Here is a 15,068-nt window from a genome sequence, read left to right as displayed (position 1 = left end):
AAGGGGTGAGCTGCCCCGCCGGTGCTCATCTTTGCGGGAGCCGCGCCTTGGGAAAGCCGCCCCAGGCCGCGTCATAATCCGTCTGCAGCGCATCCGAGGAGAGCGCATAGTCGGTCGGACGGAACGGCCAGCAGCTTTCGACCATGAAGGCCATTGTGCCCTCGATCCGGTGCGGCTTCAGCTCCGCCTCGCTTGCGCCTCGCCAGCTCGCCACGTCCGGCCCGTGCCCCGCCATCATATTGTGCAGGCTCATCGCGCCCGGTGCGAAGCCTTCCGCCTTCGCGTCATAGGCGCCGTGGATCAGGCCCATGCACTCGCTCATCACGTTGCGGTGGAACCAGGGCGGGCGGAACGTGTCCTCCGCCACCATCCAGCGCGGCGGAAAGATCACGAAATCGGCGTTCGCCCGCCCCGGCACGTCGGACGGCGAGGTCAGCATGGTGAAGATCGACGGATCGGGATGGTCGAAGCTCACCGTGCCGATCGTGTTGAACCGGCTGAGATCGTAGCGCCACGGCGCCAGATTGCCGTGCCAGGCGACCACATCGAGCGGTGAATGGTCGAGCGTCGTCGTCCAGATCGCCCCGCCATGCTTCTGGATCAGCTCCACCTCGCCTTCGACATCCTCAAAGGCCGCAACCGGCGTCTCGAAGTCCCGCGGATTGGCAAGGCCGTTGGCGCCGATCGGTCCCAGCTCGGGCAGCCGGAACAACGCGCCATGATTTTCGGCGACATAGCCGCGGGCGCTCCCATCCGGCAGCACGGCCCGAAACCGCACCCCGCGCGGCACCAAAGCGACCTCGCCGGGAGCGATGTCGATCCGCCCCATCTCCGTCAGCAAGGCCAGCCGCCCCTGCTGCGGAATGAACAGCAGCTCCCCGTCGGCATCGAAGAAGAAGCGCCGCTCCATGTCCCGGTTCGCCCGGTAGACATGCACCGCCACCCCTTCGAGGTCCTCCGGCGGCCGGTTAGCGACCATCGTCACCAGCCCATCGATCAGGTCGGTCGGCTCCTCCGGCAGCGCCAGCGGGTTCCAGCGCAGCCGGTTGGGCGGCAGCGCGTTTTTGGTGGTGCCCGGCGCGAACAGCTTCGCCCCCTCGTAGCGCCGATAGGGCGGATGCTCCGCGCTTGGCCGCATCCGATAGAGCCAGCTCCGCTTATTCTCATGCCGCGGCGCCGTGAACGCCGTTCCCGAAAGCTGCTCGGCATAGAGTCCGAAGGCCGGCCGCTGTGGCGAATTGCGCCCCTTGGGCAACGCCCCTTCCACGGCTTCGGTCTCGAAATGGCTTCCAAAGCCGGACATGTAGGAGGGAGCGGCCATGCGGCTTTCCTAGCGGCCTCCGTTTGCGCGCGCCAGCGGCGGCATCGGCAGCGCGAGGCTCGCCTTCACCCGGCGCTTGACGAAGGTGCTCTCAAAGCGCCGCACGGCGGGCTGCCCTGCCAGCTGCTCGGTCGTGAAGCCGTTGAAATCGTCCATGTCCCTCGCGACGACGAGCAGCAGCAGGTCATAGGCGCCGGCAATGTCGAGGCAGAGCTGGACATGGGAGCTCGCGACCAGGCTCCGCCGCAAGGCGTCCTCGCCCTGCGGCCCATGCCGGTCGAACTGCACGTGGATCACCGCGAAGAGCGGGTTGCCCGCCGTCTTCTCCGAGACGACCGCCACGTCCCGGACGATCGCGCCGCTGGCACGAAGCCGCCGCACGCGCCGCGCCACCGCCGAGGGCGAGCGCCCCACCTTCTCCGCAAGCATGTCGGAGGTCTGGAGATTGTCCTCCTGGAGGCAAGCGAGCAGCCTCAAGTCCAACTGGTCGAGCCTTGCGGCCATCACTCCCCCCGCAATTTTGCCAGAATCTGGCAAGCACAGCCCCGTCTTTGCGCGAAAAGCCAATCAGACCCAAGGGATAACTGACCACAACAGGGGCAAATGGAGCAGGGAGCATGCGTGCGATCATGACTGCGGGGACAGCATTGGCTTTGGGGGCGGCCGCCGTGGCGACAATGGCGCAGGGACAGCAGGCGCCGGCGGTGCAGGACCAACAGTTCGACCCGCGGGCAGCGGTGGCCGAGATCCGCCGGGTCCTCGCCGAACGCTACGTCCTGCCGGAGCGGCGTCCCGCGCTCGACAAGGTGCTCGCCGACGGCCTCAGCTCCGGTCGCTACGACGTGCGCGAGCCGGCGGCCTTCGCCGAGCGCGTCAATGCCGATCTCGAGGCCACGGGCAAGGACCGGCACCTCAACTTCAGCTTTGATCCGCAGCAGGCGGGGTTGCTCTCGGCGGCGCATGATGAGGCGGCGCCGGACGTCGCCGGCTACGAGGCGGAGGTCCGCGCCGCCAATCACGGTGTCACCGAGCTCAGGCTGCTGCCGGGCAACGTCCGCTACATGGCCTATGACGGCTTCATGTGGATCGGCCCGGAAAGCGCCGCCGCGCTCGACAATGCGATGCGCTTCCTCGCCGGCGGCGACGCAATCATCATCGACATCCGGCGCAACGGCGGCGGCAGCCCGGCGGCGGTGCAATATATTGCCAGCCATTTCCTGCCCGCCGACCGGCCGCTCGTCACCTTCCACATGAACGGCAATCCGAGCCCCGACAAATTGTCGACCCTGGCCGAGCTCCCGGCCGGCCGCATGGTCGGCAAGCCGCTCTACGTCCTCACCAGCCCCGGCAGCGCCTCGGCCGCGGAGGAATTTGCCGGCCATGTCGGCGGCTACAAGTTCGGCGAGCTGGTCGGCGAGACCACCGCCGGCGCCGGCTTCCGCAATGAGCTGGTGCCCATTGCCGGCGGCTTCGTGCTGAGCGTGTCGGTGGGTCGCGCCGTCCTCGCCTCGACCGGCAAGGATTGGGAGGCGGTCGGCATTCCGCCGACCATCCGCATGCCGGTGCCGCAGGCGCTCGATGCCGCCCATGCCCACGTCTTGCGCAAGCTCGCGGTGGCGGCTCCCGCCACGGACCGCGCGCGCCTGGAGGCGATTGCCGGCGGCATCACCGCTCGCCTGGAGCCCCGCACCCCCGCGCTTCCCCTGACCGCTTATGCCGGCCGCTATGGCGAGCGGACTTTGGTCGCCGAGAATGGCCGCCTCTACTATCAGCGCGCCGAGCGGCCGCGCATTCCGCTCATCCCGCTGGGGGGCAACCGCTTTGCCTTCGACACCGATCCGGCGACGCAGCTCGATTTCGCCGCCTCGGACGGCCGCGCGACGGCCTTCGAACTCGGCTCCGCCGGCCAACCCTCACAGGGGCGCTACGACCGCACGCCCTGACCTCAGCGCATCAGCACCAGCTCTTCCGCCATGGTCGGGTGCAGCGCGACGACCTCGTCGAACTGGCTCTTCTTGAGCCCCGCCTTCACCGCGATGGCGGCGGCCTGGAGGATTTCCGGCGCATCCGGCCCGATCATGTGGAGGCCGACCACCTGGTCGGTCTCGCCGTTGACGACCAGTTTGTAGAGCGAGCGCTCGTTGCGCCCGGCGAGCACGTTCTTCATCGGCCGGAAGTCGGACGTATAGACCTTGACCGATCCGAGGCGGTTGCGCGCCTCGCCTTCGGTCATTCCGACGCCGCCGATCGGCGGGTGGCTGAACACGGCCGAGGGGATGTTCTCATAGTCGATCCGCGTCGGCTTGCCGCCGAATATGGTGTCCGCGAACGCCTGCCCCTCCCGGATCGCGACCGGGGTAAGCTGCACGCGGTTAGTAACGTCGCCGACCGCATAGATGGACGGGCAGGTCGACTGATTGTCGGCATTGACGATCACCGCGCCATCGGTGGCCAGATCGACCCCGGCCGTCTCCAGCCCCAGCCCCTTCGTGTTCGGAATCCGGCCGATGGCGAACAACAGCATGTCGGCCTCGATGGGCTCATGTCCGCCGACATGAATGACCAACGATCCGTCGCCCTGCTTCTCGACCCGCTCGAACGGCGCATTGAACTTGAAGTCGATGCCCTTGGTCACGGAGATCTGCATCAGCCGGTCGCGGATCTGGGCGTCGTAGAAGCGCAATATCTGCTCGCCGCGGTTGACCAGCGTCACGTGGCAGCTGAACTGGTGGAAGATGCCCGCGAACTCGTTGGCGATATAGCCGCCGCCCGCGATCACCGCCCGCCGCGGCACTTTGTCCAGGTGGAACACCTCGTTGGAGGTGATACCGTGTTCGGCACCGGGAAAGTCCGGCACCTGCGGCCACGATCCCGTCGCGATCAGGATCCTGCCGGCGCTGATCTCCGACCCGTCGGCGAGGCGAACGCCGTTCGGCCCCGTAACGGTGGCGCGCTGCCTGATGATCTCGACCTTATTGTTCTGCAGCGTGTCGCTATATGCGCCCTCGATCCGCGTGACCTCGGCGAGCACGTTGTCGCGCAACACCTGCCAGTTAAAGTCGCATTTCGGCACTTCCCAACCGAACCGCCGCGCGTCGGCAAGATCCTCGGCGAAATGGGCCCCGTAGACGAGCAGCTTCTTCGGCACGCAGCCGCGGATCACGCAGGTGCCGCCGACCCGATGCTCCTCCGCGATCGCCACCCGCGCTCCATGCGCCGCCGAAACCCGCGACGCGCGCACCCCGCCCGATCCCGCGCCGATCACGAACAGGTCATAATCGTACGCCATCAGGCAGCTCCTCCCAGGGCACGCTCGATCAAAGCCTCGGTCGAAGGATCGAAGGCCATCGCCTGCCCGCCGTCGATCGCCTTCGCCATCTCCTTGCCGAGCTCTACCCCGAACTGATCGAAGGGATTGATGCCGAGCAGCACCGCATTCACGAACGTCCGGTGCTCGTAGAAGGCGATGAGCGCGCCCAGCGTGAACGCATCGACCCGCTCGAGCAGGATCGTGGTCGACGGCCGGTCACCGGCGTAGCTGCGCGCCGGATCGTCCGCCTGCTTGCCGGCCATCAGCGCAGCGCCTTGCGCGAAGCAGTTGATCAGCAGCTGGCGGTGATGGTCGGCCGCCAGCGCATGATCCGGCTCGACCGCGGCGACGAACTCGACCGGCACGAGATGCGTGCCTTGGTGAAGCAGCTGAAAGACGGCATGCTGCGCGTCCGTGCCGACGCCGCCCCAGGTAATCTGTGAGGTCGCCCGCCCGACCGGCTCGCCAGCCACGGTGACGCTCTTGCCGTTCGATTCCATCTCCAATTGCTGGAGATAGGACGGGAGCAGCCGCAGCCTTTCGTCATAAGCGAACACCGCCCGCGTTTCGGCCCCGCGCACATTGGCGTAGTAGCGGTCGACGAAGGCAGCCAGCACCGGCGCATTCTTCAGCGTGGAGGTGAGCTGGAAATGCCGGTCCATCGCGGCCGCGCCTTCGAGCAGCTCCTGGAAGCCGTCCCAACCGAGCGCCAGCGCGACCGGAAAGCCGATCGACGACCACAGCGAATAGCGCCCGCCGACGGTCTCGGAGAAAGGCAGGATGCGCGTCTCGTCGATGCCGAATTCTACCGCCCGCTCCGGGCTGGCGGTGAGCGCGATCACCCTCCCATAGGCATCCTCGACGCCCCCCTCCTCCAACCAGGCGATCGCCGAGCGCGCATTCAGCATCGTCTCGCTGGTCGTGAAGGTCTTGGACGCGATGACGATCAGGGTCGCGGTCGGATCGAACCGCCCCAGCGCCTCCTCCAGCGCCGCACCGTCGACGTTGGAGACCACCGCCGTCTCGTAGCGGCCAGCGTCCCGCCCGAGGGCGTCGATCAGGAAGTCGGGTCCCAAGGCCGAGCCGCCGATGCCGATGTGCAGGACATGCGCGATGTCCCCGAACGCCCCCACCTCGATCGCATCGACCAACGCCCGCATCCGCGCATGCAGCGCCTGCGCACGCCGCACGCTGTCGGGGGCGCCCTGGCCCCGCTCAGCCGGATGCTCGGCGGCGCGGCCCTCGGTCACGTTCACCTGCTCGCCGGCAAAGAGTGCGTCGCGGGCGGCCGCCAGCTTCTGCGTCTTGGCCAGGTCGGCAAAAGCGCTGAGCAAAGTCTCGTCGAGATGGGTCTTGGCGAAATCGAAGCGGATCCCCGCTTCCTCGAGGCAGAGTCGCGACAGCCGGTCCGGCTCAGCCTTGAACAGCTCGGCGAGCGTGTGGCGCTCCGCTTCCATGATCGCCGACCAAGCATCGCCCATGCGTCTGTCCTCCTTTTCGGCGCGGGCTATAGGCAGGCGGATCGGCAAAGCCAAACCGTTGACCAGAGGCAGAAGCGTGCATATACACGCTTCTCATGCTGTCGACCGTCTGCGCCTGTGCCAAGCTTCGCCGGTCCGCTCGGATCGTCAGCGCTCTCTATGACGAGGCGCTGCAGCCGTGCGGCCTCAGCGTCGCGCAATTCTCGCTGCTGCGCATGCTCCAGCGCGCCGGTCCCTCGACCCTCACGCAGTTCGCCGAGGAGACTGGATACGACCGCACCACCCTGAATCGGACGCTGAAGCCGCTGGAGGCGGCGGGGCTCGTCGCATCCTCCCCATCCAAGGATAAGAGAACGCGGATCGTCAGCGTGACCGAGGAGGCAAAAGCCGTGATGCGCCGCGGCCAACCGCACTGGGAACGGGCGCAGAACAGGATCGAGGAGCAGCTCGGGCCCGATCATGCGGCCCTGTTCGCCATCCTCGATCGCATCGAGGAGCTCCGCGCATGAAGAAGCCCTGGATCGTCATCGCCTGCGCGGCCCTAATCGTCACGCTCGCCATCGGCGTCCGGCAGTCCTTCGGCCTGTTCCTGCCGCAGATGAGCGTTGCCCTCGACATCGGCCGCGGCAGCTTCGGCCTCGCGCTCGCGCTCCAGAACCTGCTGTTCGGCCTCGCCCAGCCTTTCGTCGGCGCGCTCGCCGACCGCCACGGCGCCGGCCGCGTCGTCCTTGCCGGCACGATCCTCTACGTGATCGGCCTCGCCGCCGCCGCGCTGGCGGGCAGCGCGCTCGGCCTCCACCTCTCCTTTGGCATCCTGATCGGCGTGGCTTTGTCGGCGACCACCTTCGTGGTGGTGCTCGGCGCCGTCGGCCGCGTCGTCCCGGCCGAGCGCCGCAGCCTCGCCTTCGGCGTCGTCACCGCCGGCGGCTCGCTCGGCCAGTTCCTGGTCGTCCCCGCCGCGCAGATGCTGCTCGGCGAGCTCGGCTACCGCACCGCTTTGGTGGCGCTCGCCGGCGGCATCGCATTGATGATCGTGCTCGCGCTCGGCGTCGCCGGCCGCCCGGCTTCCGCGGCCGATGCCGGACCCCGCCAGTCGCTCGGCGAGGCGCTGCGTGAAGCGTCCCGTCACCGCGGCTATTGGCTGCTCAACGCGGGCTTCTTCGTCTGCGGCTTCCACATCGCCTTCATCGCCACGCATTTCCCCGCCTATTTCGACGATCGCGGCCTCGGCCTCCAGATCGGCGCCACCGCTTTGGCCCTGGTGGGCCTGTTCAACATCTTCGGCTCCTACCTGTTCGGCCTGTCGGGCGACTATTGGCGCAAGCAATATGTGCTCAGCGGCCTCTATGCCGCCCGCGCCGTCGTCATCGCGCTCTTCCTCCTGACGCCGCTCACCAGCACCACCGCCCTGCTCTTCGCCGCCGCAATGGGCTTCCTCTGGCTCGGGACGGTGCCGCTCACCAGCGGGCTCGTCGGCCAGATCTTCGGCATCCGCTATCTCTCCACCCTCTACGGCATCGTCTTCCTCAGCCATCAGGTCGGCAGCTTCTTCGGCGCCTGGACGGCTGGCCTGATCTACGACCGCACCGGCTCCTACGACGTCGCCTGGGGCGCCTCGATCGTGCTCGGCATTCTTGCAGCCATCGTCCACCTCCCCATCGGCGACACGCCGGTCGCCCGGCTGCAGGCGGCATGAAGCGCGCCCTGCCTTTCATCGCCCCCCTGGCGCTGACGCCTTTCCTCGGCGTCGGCCTCTGGCTCTGGAAAGAACAGGGCGCCTTCGTCTGGCTCAGCGACTTCGCCGCCATGTGCTTCTAGCCGCCGCTTGACCGCGCCCCGCCCCCAAGCGAAAGCGGCGGCGATGGAGGCGAGCACGACAGTGGCACGAAAGCGGCGGCGCTCGCGCAGGAGAAGCGGCCTCGCCGAGACCACCCGTTTCCTCCTCATCGTCTTCCTGGCGGCGGTGATCCTCAGGAGCTTCATCGTCGCGCCCTTCGTGATCCCCTCGGGCTCGATGCTGCCGCGGATGATGATCGGCGACTTCCTGTTCGTCGCCAAATGGCCCTACGGCTATTCGCGCTTCGCCATGCCTTTCGGCCTCGGCGGCTTCGACGGCCGCATCTTCGGCGCTGCGCCCGACCGCGGCGATGTCGCCGTCTTCCGCAACCCGGCCGGCGGCGAGGACGATTATGTGAAGCGCGTGATCGGCCTTCCCGGCGACACCGTCCAGATGCGCGGCGGCGCCCTGTTCCTGAACGGCGAGGCGGTGCCGCGCGTTCGGGTCGCCGATTTCCTGATGCGCATTACGCCCAACAGCCCCTGCCGCACCGTCGATCCGAACGCGGCCCGCTTCGTCGAGGATCCCGACGGCACCCGCTATTGCGCCTATGCCCGGTATCGCGAAACGCTGCCCGGCGGCCGCTCCTATTATGTGCTCGACCAGATCGACGGCATCGCCGACGACACCCAGCTCTTCCGCGTGCCGGCGGGCCATTATTTCATGATGGGCGACAATCGCGACGACAGCATGGACAGCCGCTTCCCGCAGGCTGCCGAAGGCGTCGGCTTCCTGCCCGAAGATTATCTAATTGGAGAAGCCGTCATCACCTTCTTCTCCACCGACGGCTCGGCCGAATGGCTGAAGCCCTGGACCTGGTTCACCGCCGCGCGCTGGCCGCGCATCGGGGAGACCTTCTGACATGGCCGACAAGGTTGCTGTCTGGCTGGAGCGCACCCTCGGCCACAAGCCGAGGGACGCGGCCCTGTTCGAACGTGCGCTCACGCATTCGAGCCGCGGCGACGAACATTATGAGCGCTTGGAATTCCTTGGCGATCGCGTGCTCGGCCTGACCATCGCCAGCTGGCTCTACGAGCTCTTCCCTGAAGAGCCCGAAGGCAAGCTCTCGCGCCGCCTCAACGCCCTCGTCTCCGGCGAGACCTGCGCCGAAGTTGCCCGCGAGCTCGGCCTCGGCGACCGCATCATCCTCGGCAAGCAGGCCCGCGACGACGGCGCCGCCGACAGCGACAATGTGCTCGGCGACGTCACCGAGGCGCTGATCGGCGCCCTCTACCTGGAGGCCGGCCTGGACGTCGCCGCCGCCTTCATTCGCAGGAGCTGGAACGGCCGCGTCGACACCCATGACAAGGCGCCCAAGCATCCCAAGTCCCGCCTCCAGGAATGGGCGGCCGCCAACGATCGCAAGCCGCCCGTGTACCAGCTCACCAGCCGCACCGGCCCCCACCACGCCCCCAAATTCGTCGTCGAGGTCTCGATCAAAGGCGTCGGCGAAGCGAGCGCCGAAGGCACCTCCAAACAAGAAGCCGAAACCGCCGCCGCCGAGGCGCTGCTCGAGAAGCTGAAATGACCGAACGCTGCGGCCTTATCGCCGTCGTCGGCGCACCGAACGCCGGCAAATCCACCCTCGTCAACGCCCTCGTGGGGCAGAAGGTGGCGATCGTCAGCCCCAAGGCGCAGACCACGCGCACCCGCCTGATGGGCGTCGCCATCCAGGGCGAGGCGCAAATCCTGCTGGTCGACACGCCCGGCATCTTCCAGCCCCGCCGCCGCCTCGACCGCGCCATGGTCGCCGCCGCCTGGGGCGGTGCGCAGGATGCCGACCTGATCGCGCTCGTCGTCGATGCGAAGACCGGCTTCTCGACACGCATCGAGGAGATGCTGGACACGCTGAAAGGCCGCTCCGAGCCCAAGATCCTGATCCTCAACAAGGTCGACGTGACGCCCAAGGAGCAATTGCTCACCCTCACCGCCCAGCTCAGCGAGCGCCTGAAGTTCGAGCATATCTTCATGGTCTCGGCGACTACCGGGGACGGCGTCGGAGATCTCAAGTCCGCTCTCGCCGCGCGCGTGCCGGAAGGCCCCTGGCATTTCCCTGAGGAGCAGGTCTCGGACGCCACCGACCGCATGCTCGCCGCCGAGGTCACCCGCGAGCAGCTCTACCTCCAGCTCCATGCCGAGCTCCCTTATGCGAGCGCGGTCGAGACCGAGAAATATGAGGAGCGCAAGGACGGCTCGGTCGCCATCCACCAGCAGATCCTGGTCGGCCGCGACACCCAGAAGGCGATCATGCTGGGCAAGCGCGGCACCCGCATCCGCCAGATCGGCGAAGCCGCCCGCACCGAGCTCGCCCAGCTGCTCGGCAGAAAGGTCCACCTCTTCCTCCACGTCAAGGTCAAGCCCGACTGGGAAGAAGACCGCAATCTCTACCGCGACATCGGCCTCGACTGGGTGGAGTGAACGCGATGCGGCTGAAGCACCTCCTTTCGTTCGGGCTGCCCTCCGTGTTTTTCGCCGCTGCACCAGTCTTAGCGCAAGTGGCGGTGCCTCCTTCCGCCCTGACGCCGATGGAGGCCGTGCAGCGCGCCAACGCCGCGGCACCTGGCGGGGCCGAAGGTCACTTCATACTCAAGGTCATGGCGGGCGGTCGCGACGGGAACACAGTATATCTGAATTCCGAGGAGGATTATCGCGACCAGCGCTGCCTGACCATCTCAGTGTCGCCCGCCGCTCAGGCGCAGCTCTCTCGCCGCTTCGGCACCGACATCGTCCGTTTCCTCCGCGGCAAGAATATCCTCGTGAGCGGCGAAGCGAGGCGCGTCCGGATCGATTTTCGGACGCAAGGCCGCCCCACCGGCCTCTATTATTATCAGACCCATGTGCGCGTGACCGACGGCAGCCAGGTTCGACTGCTCGACTGACGTCGGCCTGCGGTCTGCCGCATTGGAAAGGCAGCCGGATATCTGATAGCGCCTCACCAATGCCGACCGCGTCAGCCAGCTCCGCCCGCGAGATCCTGAAGGGGCTGCACGACGTGATGGCCTCGCGCTCGGGCGCGCAGGCGAAGCTCAACAAGGTCGTCAAGATCATCGCCGAGGCGATGGCGAGCGAAGTCTGCTCCATCTACCTGCTGCGCGACGGGGTGCTCGAACTCTACGCCACCGTCGGCCTCAACCAGAGCGCCGTCCACGTCACCAAGCTGGCGCTCGGCGAGGGCCTGGTAGGGACCATCGCGGAGCAGGTCGCGGTGCTCAATCTTGATGAAGCCAATCGCCACCCCGAATTCGCCTACCGACCGGAGACCGGTGAGGAGATCTTCCACAGCTTCGCCGGCGTGCCGATCGTCCGCAAGGAGCGCGCGATCGGCGTCCTCGCCGTCCAGCATGCCGATCCGCGTCCCTATGACGAGCTTGAGATCGAGGCGCTGCAGACGGTCGCGATGGTGCTGTCGGAGCTGATCGCCAATGCCGGCCTCGCCGACAAGACGGCCGCGTCCGCCGCCGCCGCCCGCGACGCCAGCCCCGTCCGCCTCCATGGTCTGAAGCTGGTCCTCGGCATGGCGAAGGGCTGCGCCGTCTACCACCAGCCGCGCGTCCTCATCGAGCATACCGTCGCCGACGATATCGAGGCCGAGCGCCACCGCGTCTATTCCGCCTTTCGCAAGATGCGCGAGCAGATCGACGCGATGACAAGCCAGGCCGAGTTCGGCACGATCGGCGAGCATCAGGAGATCCTCGAGACCTATAAGATGTTCGCCTATGACGAAGGCTGGTCGCGCCGCATCAACGAGGCGATCGACAGCGGCCTCACCGCCGAGGCGGCGATCGAGCGCGTCCAGCAGCGCACCCGGATGCGGATGCGCCAGATCGACGATCCCCTGCTCGCCGAGCGGATGCACGATCTCGACGATCTCGCCAACCGGCTGCTCCGCATCGTCTCGGGCAAGCTCGGCACTGCGGCGCAAATGGGCCTCCCCGATGACGCGATCCTGATCGCCCGCAATCTCGGCCCCGCCGAACTGCTCGAATATGACCGGCGCCGCCTCAAGGGCGTCATCCTGGAGGAAGGCTCGCTCACCGCCCACGTCACCATCGTCGCCCGGGCAATGGGCGTGCCGATGATCGGCCGTGTCCGCAACGTGCGGCAGACGATTGCCGAGGGCGACGCACTTTTGCTCGATGGGGACGAGGCGCTCGTCCATGTTCGCCCCACCGGCCCGGTCGCGGAGGCGTTCGACGCAAAGCTGCTGATGAAGCAGAAGAAGCGTGCCGAATTCGCCGCGATCCGGTCGCTGCCGTCGGTGACGCGCGACGGCGAACGCCTGACCGTGGCGATCAACGCGGGTCTTCGCGACGATGTCGAGGCGCTCGACCTCACCGGCGCCGACGCGATCGGCCTGTTTCGCACTGAATTCCAGTTCCTGGTCTCCGCCACCCTGCCCCGCCGCGAAGCCCAGTACCGGCTCTACAAGGCTGTGCTCGATGCCGCCGGCGGCAAGCTGGTGGTGTTCCGCACGCTGGACATCGGCGGCGACAAGGCGCTCCCCTATCTCCGCTCCAATGGCGAGGTGGAGGAGAATCCGGCGATGGGCTGGCGCGCGCTCCGCCTGTCGCTCGACCGCTCGGCGCTGATGAAGGCGCAGGCGCGCGCATTGCTTGAGGCGGGCGCCGGCCGCGAGATCCACATCATGTTCCCGATGATCTCGGAGCCGTGGGAGTTCGACGCCGCGCGAGCCTTGGTCGAGGAGCAGCGCGCCTGGCTCGCGGGCAAGAAGAAGCCCGGCCCTTACAAGATCAACTATGGCGCGATGCTGGAGGTGCCGGCGCTTGCCGAAACGCTCGACCAGTTGCTGCCCAGGCTCGACTTCCTTTCGATCGGCACCAACGACCTCACTCAGTTCCTGTTTGCCGCCGACCGCTCCAACCCGCGGCTCGCAGAGCGCTACGACTGGCTCTCGCCCGCGATCCTGCGCTTCCTCCGCCGGGTCGTCCGCGAATGCCAGGCGCACCGGGTGCCGGTCGCGGTCTGCGGCGAGATGGGCGGCCGCACGCTGGAGGCGATGGCGCTGATCGGCCTCGGCATCCGCCGCCTCTCGATCACCCCCGCCGCGGTCGGCCCGATCAAGGCGATGGTCCGCTCCCTCGACCGCGGGCAGGTGATGGCGGCGGTCGATGCCTTGCTCGACGCCCCGCCTCCCGACATGCGTGCGGCGCTGACCGACCTGGCGGAACGCCACGGCGTGATGATCGGCTGAGCCGCGGCTGCGGTGTCGCTCAGGTTGACATTCGCCGCCTGCTCCTATGACAAGGCGGATCGAATTGGGGGCTTGGCTGTTGCCACGCCGGTGCGGGGTTTTGTGAGTAGATGAGCGACGTGGACACCATTTCTTCCGGCAATGCGATCGGCGCGCGCCTGAAGGCGGCACGGGAGGAGCGCGGCTTCAGCCTGGACGACATCGCCACCAAGACCCGCATTCCGCTTCGCCATCTCCAGGCGATCGAAAATGGCGACTGGGAGGCATTGCCGGCGATCACCTACAGCGTCGGCTTCGTCCGCTCCTATGCCAATGTCGTCGGCCTCAACGGCACCCAGCTTGGCCAGGACGTGCGCGAGCAACTGGGCGGTGGACAGACCCATGCGGGCGGCCTGCCTTACGAGCCCGCCGACCCGGCCCGCGTGCCGCCGCGTTCCCTCGCCATCGGTGCGGCCTTGCTCGCCCTGCTGCTGGCGGTCGGCTATCTGATCTGGCGGACCAATGCCGCCGACGAGCCCGATATGCTCGAGCAGGCCACCGCCGAAGCGCCGGTCGCGGTCGCGACCCCCGTTCCTGCGGCTCCGGTCGCACAGCAGCCGCTCGGCGGCCCTGCCGCACAAGCGGCCGCCACTGGCCCGGTCGTGCTCACCGCCGTCAGCGACGTCTGGGTGCGGGTCTATGACGCCGGCGGCGGGCCGTCGCTCCTCCAGCGCCAGATGCAGGCCGGTGAGAGCTTCGAGGTTCCCGCCACAGCCCAGCGCCCGCTGATCCGCACCGCCCGCGCGGAGGCGCTGCGCGTGCGCGTCGGCAATACCGATCTTCCCCAGCTCGCGCCGCCCGGCGCGGTCAGCGGCCTCAGCCTGCTGCCCCGGGACCTGCTCGGCGGCGGAGCCGCGCCAGCCGCCGCCCCGGTCACGCAGCCTGCGGCACCAGCGCAACAGCCGGCCGCTCCTCTCACCGAATAAGTCTGGAAAGTCTGGCGGCGTCCGCTCCGCTCATGCTATGGGTGCCCCCCTGCTTTCCGGGGGATTGTTCATGCGTTTTCAGCCTCTTCTCGCCCTTTTGATGGTCGCGACCGCGGCCCCGGCCGTGGCGCAGCCGGCGCCGACGCCGGAAAGGCGCATCAAGAAGCTCGAGGACGAGATGCGCGCCGTCCAGCGCAAGGTCTTCCCGGGCGCGGGCCGCCAGGCGATCCTCGAGCCGGAGATCGGCGCGCAGCAGACGCCCGCCGCGCCCGCCGGCCTGCCCGCCGCGAGCGCGGTCGCCGATCTCACCGCCCGCATCGACGCGCTCGAGGCGCAGCTCGCCCGGCTCACCGGCCAGGCCGAAGAGACGTCGTTCAAGCTCCGCCAGTCCGAGCAGCAGATCGCCGCCATGAAGGCCGAGGTGGAAGCCCGTGAAGCGGCCGCCGTCCCCGCCGCTGCTCCGGCGGAGACGGAAGCGGAGGCCGAGCCGGCCGAGACCGCCGCCGCGGAACCGCCTGCCCCGTCCGCTGCCTCGAGCGGCGACCCGGCCGAGGACGCCTATCTCGCCGGCTATCGCCTCTGGGAACAGGGTCGCCACGCCGAGGCGCAGCGCGTGCTGGATGCCATGGCCGTCCGCTACCCGAAGCACCGCCGCGCCAGCTGGGCCCGCAATCTCGCCGGCCGTGCCCTCCTGGACGACGACAAGGCGACCGCCGCCGCCAAGGCGCTGTTCGCCAATTACGAAGCCGACCCCAAGGGCGAGCGCGCCCCCGACAGCCTCTTCTATCTCGGCGAGGCGCTGGTGAAGCTCAAGAAGAACGCGGACGCCTGCAAAGTCTATGACGAGCTCCAGGGCGTCTACGGGACCGGCCTGCGCGACGTTCTGAAGCGCGACCTCCCCAAGGCCCGCGCCGCCGCCGGCTGCCTGTAAGGAACGGCAAA

General features: G+C 68.1%; 15 protein-coding genes. 11 read left to right on the top strand and 4 right to left on the bottom strand.

Annotation, left to right across the window (positions count from 1 at the left end; genetic code table 11):
• Window positions 1-25: 25 nt before the first annotated feature.
• Window positions 26-1,321 (bottom strand): homogentisate 1,2-dioxygenase, encoded by a 1,296-nt coding sequence (hmgA, locus tag AC5JBD_RS08560; RefSeq protein WP_495721375.1) that lies wholly within the window; start codon window positions 1,319-1,321, stop codon window positions 26-28.
• 9 nt (window positions 1,322-1,330) lie between these two features.
• A complete protein-coding gene (locus tag AC5JBD_RS08555; protein ID WP_495721374.1) occupies window positions 1,331-1,825 on the bottom strand; it encodes an Lrp/AsnC family transcriptional regulator in 495 nt (164 codons plus the stop codon).
• Between the two features lie 113 nt (window positions 1,826-1,938).
• Between AC5JBD_RS08555 and AC5JBD_RS08550 the strand changes: the two genes are divergently transcribed.
• On the top strand, window positions 1,939-3,264 hold the full coding sequence (locus AC5JBD_RS08550) for a S41 family peptidase (protein ID WP_495721373.1): 1,326 nt from the start codon (window positions 1,939-1,941) through the stop codon (window positions 3,262-3,264).
• Window positions 3,265-3,266: 2 nt separating this feature from the next.
• On the opposite strand, the gene gorA is transcribed toward AC5JBD_RS08550, so the two are convergent.
• Both gorA and pgi read right to left on the bottom strand, forming a co-directional pair.
• Entirely contained in the window at window positions 3,267-4,613 is a 1,347-nt protein-coding gene (gorA, locus tag AC5JBD_RS08545) for a glutathione-disulfide reductase (protein WP_495721985.1), read from the bottom strand.
• Window positions 4,610-6,112 carry a glucose-6-phosphate isomerase gene (pgi, locus tag AC5JBD_RS08540; protein ID WP_495721372.1) on the bottom strand — a complete coding sequence of 501 codons (1,503 nt, stop codon included), beginning with the start codon at window positions 6,110-6,112 and terminating at the stop codon, window positions 4,610-4,612. The genes gorA and pgi overlap by 4 nt, the downstream gene beginning before the upstream one ends.
• A 95-nt stretch (window positions 6,113-6,207) precedes the next feature.
• Between pgi and AC5JBD_RS08535 the strand changes: the two genes are divergently transcribed.
• The 10 genes from AC5JBD_RS08535 (at window position 6,208) to AC5JBD_RS08490 (ending at window position 15,057) form a co-directional block, all read left to right on the top strand.
• A complete protein-coding gene (locus AC5JBD_RS08535) occupies window positions 6,208-6,621 on the top strand; it encodes a MarR family winged helix-turn-helix transcriptional regulator (protein ID WP_495721371.1) in 414 nt (137 codons plus the stop codon).
• Window positions 6,618-7,808: an MFS transporter gene (locus tag AC5JBD_RS08530; RefSeq protein ID WP_495721370.1), complete on the top strand. Its 1,191-nt coding sequence runs from the start codon at window positions 6,618-6,620 to the stop codon at window positions 7,806-7,808. Before AC5JBD_RS08535 ends, AC5JBD_RS08530 begins: the two co-directional genes overlap by 4 nt.
• The gene (locus AC5JBD_RS08525) at window positions 7,805-7,930 is read left to right on the top strand and encodes a hypothetical protein (protein ID WP_495721369.1); all 126 of its coding nucleotides are present in this window, start codon (window positions 7,805-7,807) and stop codon (window positions 7,928-7,930) included. The genes AC5JBD_RS08530 and AC5JBD_RS08525 overlap by 4 nt, the downstream gene beginning before the upstream one ends.
• A 43-nt stretch (window positions 7,931-7,973) precedes the next feature.
• A complete protein-coding gene (gene lepB / locus AC5JBD_RS08520; RefSeq protein ID WP_495721368.1) occupies window positions 7,974-8,810 on the top strand; it encodes a signal peptidase I in 837 nt (278 codons plus the stop codon).
• Between the two features lies 1 nt (window position 8,811).
• Window positions 8,812-9,477: a ribonuclease III gene (gene rnc / locus AC5JBD_RS08515; RefSeq protein ID WP_495721367.1), complete on the top strand. Its 666-nt coding sequence runs from the start codon at window positions 8,812-8,814 to the stop codon at window positions 9,475-9,477.
• On the top strand, window positions 9,474-10,367 hold the full coding sequence (gene era, locus AC5JBD_RS08510; protein WP_495721366.1) for a GTPase Era: 894 nt from the start codon (window positions 9,474-9,476) through the stop codon (window positions 10,365-10,367). Before rnc ends, era begins: the two co-directional genes overlap by 4 nt.
• A gap of 83 nt (window positions 10,368-10,450) precedes the next feature.
• A complete protein-coding gene (locus tag AC5JBD_RS08505) occupies window positions 10,451-10,828 on the top strand; it encodes a hypothetical protein (protein WP_495721365.1) in 378 nt (125 codons plus the stop codon).
• Window positions 10,829-10,887: 59 nt separating this feature from the next.
• Window positions 10,888-13,161 (top strand): phosphoenolpyruvate--protein phosphotransferase, encoded by a 2,274-nt coding sequence (ptsP, locus tag AC5JBD_RS08500; RefSeq protein ID WP_495721364.1) that lies wholly within the window; start codon window positions 10,888-10,890, stop codon window positions 13,159-13,161.
• A gap of 110 nt (window positions 13,162-13,271) precedes the next feature.
• Window positions 13,272-14,126 carry a helix-turn-helix domain-containing protein gene (locus AC5JBD_RS08495; protein ID WP_495721363.1) on the top strand — a complete coding sequence of 285 codons (855 nt, stop codon included), beginning with the start codon at window positions 13,272-13,274 and terminating at the stop codon, window positions 14,124-14,126.
• Between the two features lie 70 nt (window positions 14,127-14,196).
• Entirely contained in the window at window positions 14,197-15,057 is an 861-nt protein-coding gene (locus tag AC5JBD_RS08490) for a tol-pal system YbgF family protein (protein ID WP_495721362.1), read from the top strand.
• Window positions 15,058-15,068: the final 11 nt, after the last annotated feature.

The organism is Allosphingosinicella sp., assembly GCF_059502505.1.
This window is presented reverse-complemented; position numbering and strand designations above follow the sequence as displayed.